12 protein-coding genes are annotated in these 12,840 nt (G+C 61.4%); 5 read left to right on the top strand and 7 right to left on the bottom strand.

Annotated elements, in window-relative coordinates:
* Positions 1–6: 6 nt before the first annotated feature.
* The 3 genes from AB4Z11_RS02415 to AB4Z11_RS02405 all read right to left on the bottom strand — a co-directional run bounded on the left by AB4Z11_RS02415 (position 7) and on the right by AB4Z11_RS02405 (position 2,522).
* Positions 7–936 (bottom strand): branched-chain amino acid ABC transporter permease, encoded by a 930-nt coding sequence (locus AB4Z11_RS02415; protein ID WP_442022568.1) that lies wholly within the window; start codon positions 934–936, stop codon positions 7–9.
* Between the two features lie 188 nt (positions 937–1,124).
* Positions 1,125–2,072 carry a 4-hydroxy-3-methylbut-2-enyl diphosphate reductase gene (gene ispH / locus AB4Z11_RS02410; RefSeq protein ID WP_442022566.1) on the bottom strand — a complete coding sequence of 316 codons (948 nt, stop codon included), beginning with the start codon at positions 2,070–2,072 and terminating at the stop codon, positions 1,125–1,127.
* Between the two features lie 6 nt (positions 2,073–2,078).
* Positions 2,079–2,522 carry an FKBP-type peptidyl-prolyl cis-trans isomerase gene (locus tag AB4Z11_RS02405; protein WP_442022564.1) on the bottom strand — a complete coding sequence of 148 codons (444 nt, stop codon included), beginning with the start codon at positions 2,520–2,522 and terminating at the stop codon, positions 2,079–2,081.
* A gap of 129 nt (positions 2,523–2,651) precedes the next feature.
* On the opposite strand from AB4Z11_RS02405, the gene AB4Z11_RS02400 reads away from it, so the two are divergent.
* The 3 genes from AB4Z11_RS02400 (at position 2,652) to rpmG (ending at position 4,669) form a co-directional block, all read left to right on the top strand.
* Positions 2,652–3,749, top strand: a complete 1,098-nt coding sequence (locus tag AB4Z11_RS02400; protein WP_442022562.1) for a S1C family serine protease — start codon at positions 2,652–2,654, stop codon at positions 3,747–3,749.
* 77 nt (positions 3,750–3,826) lie between these two features.
* Positions 3,827–4,489 (top strand): RadC family protein, encoded by a 663-nt coding sequence (gene radC, locus AB4Z11_RS02395; RefSeq protein ID WP_442022560.1) that lies wholly within the window; start codon positions 3,827–3,829, stop codon positions 4,487–4,489.
* 12 nt (positions 4,490–4,501) lie between these two features.
* The gene (gene rpmG / locus AB4Z11_RS02390; RefSeq protein WP_050411857.1) at positions 4,502–4,669 is read left to right on the top strand and encodes a 50S ribosomal protein L33; all 168 of its coding nucleotides are present in this window, start codon (positions 4,502–4,504) and stop codon (positions 4,667–4,669) included.
* Positions 4,670–4,720: 51 nt separating this feature from the next.
* On the opposite strand, the gene AB4Z11_RS02385 is transcribed toward rpmG, so the two are convergent.
* On the bottom strand, positions 4,721–5,323 hold the full coding sequence (locus AB4Z11_RS02385) for a cysteine hydrolase family protein (protein WP_442022557.1): 603 nt from the start codon (positions 5,321–5,323) through the stop codon (positions 4,721–4,723).
* Positions 5,324–5,418: 95 nt separating this feature from the next.
* Here AB4Z11_RS02385 and AB4Z11_RS02380 point away from each other — a divergent pair, with 95 nt between their 5' ends.
* The gene (locus AB4Z11_RS02380) at positions 5,419–6,375 is read left to right on the top strand and encodes a GlxA family transcriptional regulator (protein WP_442022555.1); all 957 of its coding nucleotides are present in this window, start codon (positions 5,419–5,421) and stop codon (positions 6,373–6,375) included.
* On the opposite strand, the gene AB4Z11_RS02375 is transcribed toward AB4Z11_RS02380, so the two are convergent.
* The 3 genes from AB4Z11_RS02375 to AB4Z11_RS02365 form a co-directional block, all read right to left on the bottom strand.
* A complete protein-coding gene (locus AB4Z11_RS02375) occupies positions 6,368–8,005 on the bottom strand; it encodes a GH35 family beta-galactosidase (RefSeq protein ID WP_442022553.1) in 1,638 nt (545 codons plus the stop codon). The two genes, AB4Z11_RS02380 and AB4Z11_RS02375, sit on opposite strands and share 8 nt — an antisense overlap.
* Positions 8,006–8,098: 93 nt before the next feature.
* Complete coding sequence (locus AB4Z11_RS02370; protein ID WP_442022551.1) at positions 8,099–11,140, bottom strand: TonB-dependent receptor; 3,042 nt, start codon at positions 11,138–11,140, stop codon at positions 8,099–8,101.
* Positions 11,141–11,337: 197 nt separating this feature from the next.
* Positions 11,338–11,850 (bottom strand): hypothetical protein, encoded by a 513-nt coding sequence (locus AB4Z11_RS02365; protein ID WP_442022549.1) that lies wholly within the window; start codon positions 11,848–11,850, stop codon positions 11,338–11,340.
* A gap of 112 nt (positions 11,851–11,962) precedes the next feature.
* Here AB4Z11_RS02365 and AB4Z11_RS02360 point away from each other — a divergent pair.
* On the top strand, positions 11,963–12,840 hold an 878-nt coding region (locus tag AB4Z11_RS02360; RefSeq protein WP_442022547.1), incomplete at its 3' end, for a hypothetical protein.

Genomic DNA, 12,840 nt, shown 5'->3' with positions numbered 1-12,840 from the left:
ATCCTTTTACGCACGGTCCGCGACACGCTCGCCCATGATGCCGGACGGACGCACCGTCAGCACCAGGATCAGCACGATGAAGGCGAAAATATCCTGGTAGTTCGAGCCGAGGAAGCCGCCGGTCAGGTCGCCGATATAGCCGGCGCCCAGCGATTCGATAATGCCCAGCACGATGCCGCCGATCATGGCGCCGTAGATATTGCCGATACCGCCCAGCACCGCAGCGGAGAAGGCCTTCAGGCCCGGCACGAAGCCCATCGCAAACTGGATCGACGCATAGTTCGCGCCCCACATCACGCCCGCCACCGCGGCCAGCGCAGCGCCGATGGCGAAAGTGGCGACGATGATCTTGTTAGAATCCACGCCCATCAGGCCCGCCACGCGCGGGTTCTCGGCCACGGCGCGCATCGCGCGGCCCATACGGGTGCGCTCAACCAGCATCACCAGCCCGAACATGGACGCAGCGGCCAGTACCAGCAGTAGCACCTGGGTCACGCTGATCACCGCGCCGCCCACCATGATTGGCTCGCTTGGCAGCAGCTGCGGGAAAGGCAACGGGTTGCGGCCCCAGATCATCATGGCAAACGTCTGCAACAGATACGACACGCCAATCGCCGTAATCAGCGGCGCCAGGCGTGGTGCATTGCGCAGGCGGCGATATGCGACGCGTTCGATGACGATATTGACCAGCATGCAGGCCGGGATGGCGCCAAGGATGGCAATCGCCAGCTGCACATAACCCGGCAGGCCCGGCGCATACACGCCCAGCAGCTTAAGGATGGAGAGGCCGATCATCGCGCCGATCATCAGCACGTCGCCGTGGGCGAAGTTAATCAGGTTCAGGACACCGTAGACCATGGTGTAGCCGAGGGCGATCAGCGCGTACATGCTGCCCAGCACCAGGCCATTGAGAATTTGTTGGATAAAGGTATCCATTGGATGTGATTGCCTTATTCAGTAATAAAAACGGCACCCGAGGTGACCCTCGCAGGTGCCGTCGTTTGACGCCGCTGTTCCAGCACGCAAAAAGTGTGCCGTTATGCATCCAACTTTACAAGCTTCGCAATAATAACGAAGGATTGAAAAAACTAAACGTTGAAAATGCGGGAAATGCTGAATTTAATTCACATCACAGCCGTTTTGCTGCCGTCCAGGCCTTTTGGCAGGGGGAAGGTCACCGCTTCGTGCACGCCGTCCAGCGGACGCACGCTCTTCACGCCCAGTTCCTTCAGGCGCGCGATCACCGCTTCCACCAGCACTTCCGGGGCCGAGGCGCCGGCCGTTACGCCAACGCGCTGCTTGCCATCCAGCCAGGCTGGATTGATCTGGGAGGCGTTGTCGACCATATAGGCCGGGGTGCCCTTCTTCTCCGCCACTTCGCGCAGGCGGTTGGAGTTCGAGCTGTTCGGGCTGCCGACCACGATCACCACTTCCACCTGCGGCGCCATGAACTTCACGGCTTCCTGACGGTTGGTGGTGGCGTAGCAGATGTCGCCCTTTTTTGGTTCAATAATGTTCGGGAAGCGCTGTTTCAGTGCATCGATGATGTCGGCGGTGTCGTCCACCGACAGGGTGGTCTGCGACACGTAAGCCAGCTGGTCAGGATTATTCACCTCCAGCTTCTGCACGTCTTCCACGGTTTCGACCAGGTACATGCCCTGCTCGGCCTGGCCCATGGTGCCTTCCACTTCCGGATGGCCGTCGTGACCGATCATCACGATCTCGCAGCCCTGCTTGCGCATCTTGGCCACTTCCACGTGCACCTTGGTCACCAGCGGACAGGTGGCGTCGAAGATCGACAGGCCGCGTGCTTCAGCTTCCGCCCGCACCGCCTTGGACACGCCGTGCGCCGAGAACACCAGCGTATTGCCGGACGGGACGTCTTCCAGTTCTTCGATGAAGATGGCGCCTTTTGCGCGCAGGTCCGCGACCACATAGGCGTTGTGCACGATCTCGTGGCGCACGTAGATTGGCGCGCCAAACTGCTGCAGCGCGCGCTCGACGATTTCGATAGCGCGGTCCACGCCGGCACAGAAGCCGCGGGGCTGAGCGAGAAGAAGTTCTTTTTCCATGATTCCTTACAGCACAGAGATAAGGTTCACTTCAAACTTCACCGGCTGGCCAGCCAGCGGGTGATTGAAGTCGAAAATTGCCGCATCGTCGCGCAATTCGCGCAGAACGCCGGCAAAACGGCCGCCACCAGGCGCCGCGAAGTCCACCAGATCACCTACTTTGTATTCTGCGCCGGGCACCGAATTCTCATCTAGTGTAGCGCGAGTTACAGCTTGCACCAGTTCCGGATTGCGTGGGCCGAAACCCTGTTCCGGAGCCAGTTCGAACACTTTATGCGTCCCCTCCGGCAGACCGATCAGCAGCTCTTCCAGCTGCGGCGCCAACTGGCCCTGGCCCAGCATCAGCGTGGCCGGGTTGCCGTTGAAGGTCGAAACAATATCGGTTCCGTCCAGCGTGGCGAGACGGTAATGCAGGGTCAGATAGGCCGAAGAGGTAACTACGTTAGACATGGCAATTCGTATAGCAGACAAACCGCTATTGTAAAGCTTTGGCCGCTCCCCTGCCCGTTTTAAAGGCGACTTCTCAGTAATAGCGAATCCGTTTATTATTTCCTTGCTAACTTTATCGAAAGGAAATTCATGGCGCGCTCCCGTCTGTATTCCGCTCTGGCTGGCCTGCTGCTGGCGGGCTCGGCTTACGCCCTGCCGGCCGATCAGCTTTATACCAGGCTGGCGCCCAGCGTCTGGCAGGTGGTGGCCTTTGACGCGCAGGGCAAGCCGGTGGGCATCGGCAGCGCGGTGGTGATCGGCCATGAGACATTGCTGACCAACTGCCACGTGCTCGTCACCGGACGCAGCGCGGCGGTGCGCCAGGACAATCGCGCTTACGGCATATCCTTGCAGTATGTGGATATTGAAGACGACCTGTGCCAGATCACCGCGCGCAATCTGCCTGCGCCGGCCGTGGAGATTGGCGATAGCGACAAGCTGGCCGTCGGCAGCCGCATTTATGCACTCGGTAATCCGCAGGGGCTGGAACTTACGCTGAGCGATGGCCTGATCTCGGCACTGCGCCGCGACAGCAAGCAGGCGTTGAGCTGGATTCAGATCAGCGCGCCGATTTCGCCGGGCTCCAGTGGCGGCGGGGTGTTCGACGAAAACGGACAGCTGATTGGCATTACGACTGCGACCATGCGCAGCGGGCAGAATCTCAATATTGCGGTGCCGATCAAGCTGATCAAGAATTTGCCGGAGCGCCATGCGGTGTGGCAGGCGCAGGCCGACGCGCGCAAGAAGGCTGCGGCGGGGCCAGCCACGGCACGGGCGCCATCGCCATCAACATCACCATCGACATCACCATCGTCGTCACCGTCGACTTCGCAGTCGCCAGCCCCCGCACCGGCGCCTGCCCTGTCCGCGAGCCCCAGCCCTCGGCCGGTGCCGCAAGCTTCCGGGTTCGCGGCGATCGACGACATCGCCAAGTTCAAATCCGTGGTCACTGGCGACGGTCCCGAAGCGAATTACCGGCGCTACCTGAACGCGCCTACGCCGCGCGCCTTCGCCATCAGCGACGACGGCCACACCTGGCTCACCTGGAGCCTGACGCCGAAAGACAAAACCGCGCCGCGCGAACCGGCCGAGCGCGTGATCAAGGCCTGCGAAGCGGAGTACAAGCAGCACTGCTATCTGTACGCCGTCGACGCCACGGTGGTTTATCGTCCGCCGCAAGCACGCTGAGCTAGCTCAAACTCGCGCGCTGCAGGAAAGGCAATAATCCCTCTCTATGCCGGGCCTTCCGGCGCAGCGGGGGCACTATGGGAATTGCCGACTGGCCGGAAGAACAGCGTCCGCGCGAACGCTTGATACGGGATGGCGCGCGGGCGTTGTCGGATGCGGAATTGCTGGCGATTTTCCTGCGCGTCGGCACGCGCGGCAAAAATGCCATCGAACTGGCAGGCGAGATGGTGCGGCACTTCGGCTCCCTGCATGGGCTGTTTCGCGCCACACTGCCGGAGTTTTCAGCCATCCCCGGCCTGGGCGCGGCCAAGTACGCGCAACTGCAGGCCGTGCTGGAACTGGCGCGGCGCGCGATCGGCGAGGAATTGCAAAGTGGCCAAGCCTTCACTTCGCCCGGCGCTGTGAAGGAATACCTTCAGCTGGCCATGGCCGGACGGCCTTATGAATCTTTCCACGTGCTGTTCCTCGACGTGCGCAACCGCCTGATCGAAGCACGCGAATTGTTTCGCGGCACGCTCACCCATGCCAGCGTTTATCCGCGCGAAGTGGTGCGGGAAGCGCTGGCGCGCAACGCGGCGGCGGTCATGCTGGCTCACAACCACCCTTCCGGAAATCCCGAACCCAGCGAGTCCGACCTGCTGCTGACGCGCTCTCTGGTGCAGGCGCTAGCCCTTGTAGACATACGGGTCGGCATCGACGCCGTTCTGGCCGACATGCGTGCCCGTGGCGAGAAAGTTTAATAGGGAGCTATCATGGCAAAAACTGGCCGCGACAAAATCAAGCTGGAATCGACCGCAGGTACTGGTCACTTCTACACCACCACCAAGAACAAGCGCACGATGCCTGGCAAGATGGAGATCATGAAGTTCGATCCTAAAGCCCGTAAGCACGTGACCTACAAAGAAACCAAGATCAAGTAATCCGATCTTCGCTTCTGAAAAAAACCCCGCAATCGCGGGGTTTTTTGTTTTTTACTTGGTGCGCTGCACCGACAGGAAGATGTTGTCCGTCTCCAGCGCCCGGCCCTCCTCCACTGCCGCAATCCACTCATGCGTGCTCGCCACGGCAGCAAAATTCGAGTGGAAGATGGTGCAGTACGTGCGGTGGATTTCTTCCGCGCTGACCTTGCCCGCAGCGTTTTCATACGACGGCGAACCTGCCGCATCCGCCAGGAATTCCGCCTTCAGTTCGCCCGCCTGATAGATCGCAGCGGCGCAGCAGTTGTGCGTCATATAGCCCACCACGGTAATCGTGTCGATGCCGCGTGCCGCCAGCCAGGCGCGCAGCTCCGTGCCTTCGAAGGCGCTGGCCTTGGTCTTCGGCACCAGCAGATCGGCCGGCAGCGCCGCGATTTCAGGATGCAGTTCCCAGGTCTGCGAGCCTTTGGCAAAGATCGGCGACGCCTCCGGCGCATCGTGGCGCACGATCACGACCGGAATGCCGGCCGCCTTGGCCGCGCGCATCGCGGCAAGAATATTCGGCAGCGAGTGCGCGACCGGCGGGTACTCGATCTTCATCTTGCCGGTGAAGTATTCGTTTTGGACGTCGATGACGATCAGGGCGCGTTTAGGCATRTGTGTTCTCCTTCGTGGTTAAAGTGAAGGCATTCTCGCGCCGGGCGCGGCAGCCCAACAGCGGCCCGCAGGACGATATTCGATATAATCGGGCCATGTCTCCCGCCTTCCCTAACTGCCGTGGCCTGAAAATAGCCGTCATCGCCTTTGACGGCATCAATCCCTTCCATCTTTCCGTGCCCAGCCTGGTGTTTGGCCCGGTCTATGAGGTGACAGTGTGCGCCGCCGATCCGCTGCCGCTGCAAACCACATCCGGCTTCTCCATCGCCACCGCGCGCGGCCTGGACGCGCTGGACGAGGCCCACCTGGTCATCATGCCGTCCTGGCACGACGACTGCCGCCCCACTCCGCCCGTGCTGCTGGACGCCCTGCGCCGCTCGCATGCGCGCGGCGCGCGCGTGGTCGGCCTGTGCCTGGGCGCCTTCGCGCTGGCCGAAGCAGGGCTGCTGAATGGAAAGACCGCCACCACGCATTGGGAATTCGCGGACGAACTGGCGCGCCGCCATCCCGCGGTCGTGGTGAACCGCGAAGTCCTGTATGTGGATGAGGGAGATGTGCTGACTTCCGGCGGCGTGGCAGCCGGACTGGATTGCTGCCTGCATTTGCTGCGCCAGATGAGCGGCGCGGAAGCGGCGACCAGCCGTGCGCGCCGCCTGCTGGTGGCGCCGCATCGCGAGGGCGGACAGGCACAGTTCATCGAACGTCCCGTGCCCGTCACCGGCAGCGACGGCCGCTTCGCCCAAGTGCTGGACTGGGTCAGCCATCACCTGAAACATGAACACAGCCTGGATGCGCTGGCCGAACGCGCCGCAATGAGCCGCCGCAATTTCACGCGCCACTTCCGCCAAGCGACCGGCACCTCATTCAAACAATGGCTGCTGAACCAGCGCCTGGCGCAAGCCCAGCGCATGCTGGAAACCAGCGAAGCGCCGATCGAGATGATCGCGCAGGAAGCGGGCTTTGGCACCGCACTGTCGCTGCGCCAGCACTTCCGGTCGGCCATGCAGCTTTCGCCCTCGGCCTACCGGAAGCAGTTCCGCAGTCTTACTTGAACTTGTACAGCGTAACGCGCTGAATGCCGAATTCGCCGGCCGGCAGCTGCACATGGCGCCCCTGGTGGCTTTCGTCGCCGTTCAGCCAGCGTCCATCGCCGGACATGCCTTCGACCAGCTTCTCGATGCCCACCGCAGCCTTGCCTTCAGCGTCCTTGAACACGACGACAATGCCTTTGCCGGCCACGATGAAGTCGTTCTCGCCGGTCTGGATCACCAGGCCGCCGTGCGTGCTGACTTCTTCTTCCTTCGGTTCCTTTTCCCACGGCGGATTGAAGCTCACCTCCAGCGTGTACTTGCCCAGCCTGGCCGTCTGCATGCGCATATCGACCTTGCCTTCATAGGTCGCAGGCGCTTTGAAGCCGCGCATTTTGCCCATGCCCTGCGCCGCCAGGATCTGCGGCGTCAGTTCGCGCAGCACGCGGAAGGCGCCCGGCATGGTGTCCTTGCTGTAGTCCTTCGGACCATCGATGGCGAAAGGCGAATAGCCGATCGCATCCAGCTCGCCGATCGAGAAGAAAGCGTTGGCGCCGATCTCCGGACGGCCCGAGTAATTCCCTTCCGGTACGAACAGCGGATTATCCGGACGCTTGAACTTGCGCGCCCAGTCCAGATAGTTCGGGAAGTAAGTATCGATGCCGATGAAGTCCACTACCGGCGCACCCGCCTTCCAGATGTCGAACAGATGCGGCAGCGGACCCGCGCTCGGATATTCACCCGGCTTTTTGCCCGGACGGTTCAGCGCCACGTTCACATACATCGGCAGGCCATATGCCGCCTTGCCCGCTTTGGTAAGCGCATCGGTGAACACGGCGTAATGCCAGGCCTGGAACACTTCTTCGGCCTCGATCGAGGTGCCGAACACCTCGGCCCAGGTGCCGCTGCTGCGCGCGCCATTGGCATCCCACAGCGTTTTCACGTATGGATTCAAGCCCTCGCGATGTGCCTTCAGGTAGGAGATCAATTGCGCCGGCACCTGCTGCTTCAGCGCCGCATTGGCCAGCGGCCCAAAGTCGCGCACATCCGGCAGCATGCCGATTTCATTTTCGACCTGCACCATGATGACGGTACGCTGGCCATCGACGTCTTTCAGGTGATGCATCAGCGCGGAGAAGGCCGCCTGGTCGGCGCTCAGCATCTTGTCGCTGAACGGGGTGAGAATATCCTGCGGCTCGCCCGCGCGGTTGCGCGCACGCGGGAAGCRGTTGTAGTCGTGCTTGACCCAGGCCGGGGCGTAGCTGGACATGGAATTCTTCCACGCGCCAAACCACAGCAGCACGATGCGCGTATTGTTGGCGCGGGCCTGCTGCAGCATGCCATCCAGCACGGTAAAGTCGAAGTGCCCCTCGCTTGGCTCGATCTGGTCCCACTCGACCGGCGCGATGATGGTATTCACTTCGGCCGATTTCAGCAGCGGCCACTTCTTGTCCAGGTATGCGAGGCTGGAGGCGGTGGAGTTATGCAGTTCGCCGCCCAGCACGAGGAAAGGCTTGCCGTCCACGATCAGCTGGGACGTCGTGCCCTGCTTGCGCAGAAGCGGCATGGGCGCGTCGGCCAGCGCGGGCGCGGCAGCGCTGGCCAGGCACAGGGCGAGTGCGGACAGGCGCAAGGAATTGCGTAGTGCTTTCATTTCAAACCCTCAAGAAAAAATCCCGTCGCCACTTGCGCGGCGACGGGACGGGAAAGGACTGCCGGGGCCCACCTGGCAGTCGGGAGAGATACCTTAGAACTTCATGCGCAGGCCGAGGGCGTAGGTACGGCCTGGCTTGTACTCGGACATCGTCGCGTTAGGGAACTGGAAGTACGAACGGCGTACGTTGTCACCCAGGTTCACCACGTCGAAGGTCAGCGTTGGCAGGCCATCGCGGTTGAACACGGTGTCCAGTTCTACGCTCGACGAGAAGTCCAGCTGCTTGTAGGCGTCGCCGAACAGCGCGGCAGCGGTGATGCCGTTCTGGTTAGCGTAGGCCACCTGGCTACCTTGCGAGTAGGTGTGCGACAGGCGGGCCATGTAGCCGTGGTTCTCGTAGTAGATGGCGAAGTTGTTGGTCTTGCGCGGCACGCCCAGTGCCACGAAGCCCGCCGAACCTTCACCCGATGCGCTCTGGTTGATCAGCGTCGCGGTTTCGTTGATACCGAAGCCCTTGACCGGCAGGATCTTGTCCAGAGGCTGTACCCAACCCAGTTCCAGACCGCGGATGGTCAGCTCGCCGCTGGCGTTGCGGGAACGGGTCATCACCACGGTTGCTGCATCAGGACCGCCGCGTGCATTGATTGCCGCCTGCTGGTTCGGGATCAGCGTGTTGTAGTTGATACCGTACTGCGCCAGAGCGCTGAAAGGCATCGTGATGTTTTCCTGCACGGTGAAGCCGGCAACCTTCTTCTGGAACAGGGTCAGGCTCACATAGCCTTCGCGGCCGGTGTACCAGTCGATGCCCAGGTCGATGTTATCCGAGATGTATGGCTTCAGTTCCGGATTGCCGATAGTACCAACGTCGGCAGACACGGAGGAGAAGTTAATACCAGGACGCAGATCGTTCGGGTTAGCACGGGTCATGGTGCGCGATGCTGCTGCACGGGCCACGATGTCGTCACGAATGCTCAGAGCCAGAGTACCGGACGGCAGGGTGTTGCCGTAGGACTGGTCCACATACACCCACTGGTCAACGTTCGGGTACTTGCTGCCGTTCAGGGTCAGCGAAGCATTGCGTGGATCGCTCACCGAGTTACGCGAACCAACAGACTGGCTGGTACGAACGTAGCGGATACCGCCGTTGTAGCGCAGTGGCATGCCAGCCAGCGAGTATTCGCCGCTCGTTTCCAGGTAGATGCCTTTCGACTTCTCACGGATGAAGCCAGCGCTGGCGCCGGTCGACGATGCGCCGGAATCAGGCGCGGTGCTGTTGTACAGGTCGTAGTTCGAATCGGCACGGAAGCGGTTCCAGTCCACTACCAGAGCACCGTATGGGCCTGGCACCAGATAGCTCTGGAACTTGCTGGCCGGGATCAGAGAACCCTGGTAGACCAGCGGCGTAGTCTGGCCGGCAGTGTAGCCGGTGCCGTAGCCCGGATACAGGGCAGCAGCGCTGGCGCCTGGGGTGCTGTCGCCGTTACAGGTTGGCGCACCGTTCGGACCTTGCAGGAACACGCTAGGATTGTTGCCGCAGACGGCAGCCTGCCATGCAGCGGAGTTGTCCTGCGCGCGGATGCGGCGATCGATATCGTCGTATGCCAGACCGCCCTTGATGGCGAACTTCTTGTCGCCCCAGGTCAGATCGGCGTGTGCACCTTTGGTGGTGGTATTCCGGATCTCGTTCTGGATGTTGACGCGGCCACCGGACCAGTTGTAGCTGGACGGGTTGTTCAGATCCAGCGCGGAAGCGATGGTCGGAATGTCGCCGCCGTTGGTGTACGTGATGGTGTTCACCGAGGAGAACGGCATCACGGTCGGTGCTTCGTGGGTGAAGTTCGACTTGTTGTAGTTGGCCTGTGCGTCCAGCTTCAGCTTATCGTTGATCTTCCATTCCATGCCCGGGTTGATACCCTTCAGGTCCGTCTTGTCGCGGCGTGGGCCGAACTCGATGAAGTTGTAGGCATTGGCGAAGGTGCCGCCGGTCACGGTACAGCCGTTGGTGCAGTCCGACTTGTCGACAGTCATGTTGAGCGGGATTTCGCCCATGTTACGCACAGCCCAGGTGTAGGCGATGCGCTGCATGTCATCGTCCTTCTTGCTGTACATGGTGTCGAGGTAGAAGTGCAGGTCCTTGGTCGGACGGTATTCGGCGCTGAAGATCGCGGAAATCTTGTCGCGGGTACCGAAGTAATCCATGGTACGGCCCAGACGCGGCAGAATTGCGTTGTCGATCTGGGTGATGTTCAGGCCCGGATTGTGCGACAGCAGGAATGCCTGGTCGATCGGGGTGCCTGCCACCAGGCCATTGCCCACGCCTGCCGGTACGGTGCCTGGAATGGTCCAGTTGCCGCCGCCGGTGTTGTTACGCGTGGAGGAAGGATTCTGTGCAGCCGACAGGTTGGCGTTGGTCCAGCCCACGGTTTCGAAACCGGTGGTACGGGACTGCTGGCGCGACCAGGAAATGCCGCCCAGCACACCCCAGGTGTCGCCGAAGGTCTGGCTGGCCAGCACGGAACCGCGGTGGCCGTAGTCCTTGTCGATCTGCTGCTTGGTGCCGGTGATGTTGACGGCGATGTTGCGGCCTTCCTTGTCGAACGGACGGGCGCTGCGCATATTCACTACACCAGCGGCGCCGCCCTCCAGCATGTCGGCGGTCGGGCTCTTCGACACGGTCAGCTTGGTGAACAGGTCGGTTGGCAGCAGGTCGAGGTCGACCTCACGGTTGGTGTTGGCGCCGTCGATCGGGCCGGACGATGCCACGGCAATCGAGGAGCCGTTCAGCAGGATCTTGGTGAAGCTGGAGCCGAGGCYACGAATCTGAATGTTCATGCCTTCGCCGGTCACATCGCGCGACACGCCCACGCCCGGAATGCGGCTCAGCGATTCAGCGATGTTCTTGTCGGGGAACTTGCCGAGGTCTTCGGCATTGATCGAGTCCTGGAAGCCGATGGCTTCCTTCTTGTCCTTCGCCGAGGACAGCAGGGAATTACGGTAGCCGGTCACTTGCACGGTTTGCATCGTGCTATCTGCGGCTTCCTGTGCATAGGCTTGCGAGATCAGGCTGGCCATGACGGACAGGCCGAGCACAACTTGCCGACGGGCGTGCAGCCCCGGCTTCTTCTGCATCAACATCTGTGTCTCCTTTAATTTTTGTCGTAGTGGTTGCGCGACCATGTCAGTTTAGGAGCTTCGAATTGTTATTGTCAACAAAATCTAACAACAAATGTTATGCGCAACCATTTTGGAGTTACATAGCTACAACGCTCTAAACCGTAGCTGCGRCGCAGCATTTCTCCGTTGTCTAGAGCAAAATGAATAACGCTAACATTTCAGGAGCAACCTTCCGTCCACTGCACCTGGCGCCAGTCACCGGCGTAGAGGGCGGAAATGCGTCCTTTGCTGGTTTCGAAGCGCAGCGCATACTGCCCGCCGCCCGTGTGCACGGTCAAATAGTGCTCGGAGGCATCGTAGGCATTGGGCTCATCCTTGACGGCTTCGCCGTAGATCTGTCGCACTTTTTCCACGGAATCGCCCACCGCCACGCCGCGTTCGGAGGCGCTGCCCTCCTCTACCGCGTGAACGCGGCGCAACACATCGTCCACGAACATCAGCATCAGGCTGGGATCATCCGCCGGGCGAACGTAGAAACAATTGCCGTTGGCGCGCAATGGCGGCGGCGTACGTTCCATGTGGTCGCCCAGCACGCGGTTGACGGTATCGAATTTCATACCGATTTTCAGCGGACCGGCACCGTCCACTCTCACCACCCAGTTGCCGGCCTGCGCCTGCGCGCAAGCCAGTCCGGATGCCAGCGCCAGCAGCGCCATGATTGTCTTTTGCATATCTCTGTGCCGAATCAGTCTCATACCTAAGTTTAAGGGAGCATACCCTCGTCTGATGGTGCCACACGGGGGCGGCCGCTATCGTAACGCTATCCTATCAGCGGAGGCGAGCGTGTTCACTAAACTCCTGTGGCGTGTGCTGGGCGAACGCCAGGCGGCCAGGCCGGTAACCGAATGGGTCGTGTTTGCGGCAGGCTTGCTGTCGAGCTTCCTGCTGCTTGGCTACCTGATCCTGAGCGAAAGGCGCATGGCCGAATTCACCGAGGCCGAGCGCATGCGCTCGCAAGCCATCGTCATCAGCCAGAGCCTGCACCGGCAGCTGGAAGGCGTGCGTTCCGGCCTGCTCAGCGCCCGCGCCGCCTTCGATGTGGAAGCCAATTGCGACGAGGTGTGCCGCCATACCCTGTTCCAGGGCCTGAAGCGCTCCATGCCCGGCGTACGCGCCCTGCTGGCGATTCGTCCCAATGGCAATATCGTGCTGTCGGACGATGATCTGGGCGACCGCCATCTGGACGACCAGAACTTCCTGCGCGATCTGGCCCGCATCTGCAGCGGCAATATGATGTACGCCTATCAGCCTTATGAAAACGAACCAAACAGTTTCAACATCAAGATGGCCATGTCGCTGGGGCGCGACGACCGCTGCGGTTCCGGCGCGGTGGTGATGATCCTCAATCCCGAATACTTCGACGCCGTGATGCGCTCCGCCCTGTATGCGGACGATATGAACGTGGCCATCACCGATGGCGACGGCCGCCACCTGCTCTTCGTGCCGCCCGATCCGGCCCACTTCCGCGACCAGAGCGGGCGCGATTACCTGTCCCAGCATCGCCAGACCGGCAATGACGTTTCCGTCATGCGCCTGAAGGATGCCGAGGGCGTGCCGCGCCTGGTGGTCCAGCGCACCATGGCGCTGCAGGACGTGTTCATGAACAAACAGCTCGTGATCAGCCTGACCCGCACGGCAGCCCGGGTGGATGCAGGCTGGAT

It is taken from the genome of Pseudoduganella sp. RAF53_2 (assembly GCF_052113985.1).
In the GTDB taxonomy this organism is placed as follows: domain Bacteria; phylum Pseudomonadota; class Gammaproteobacteria; order Burkholderiales; family Burkholderiaceae_D; genus Rugamonas.
This window is presented reverse-complemented; position numbering and strand designations above follow the sequence as displayed.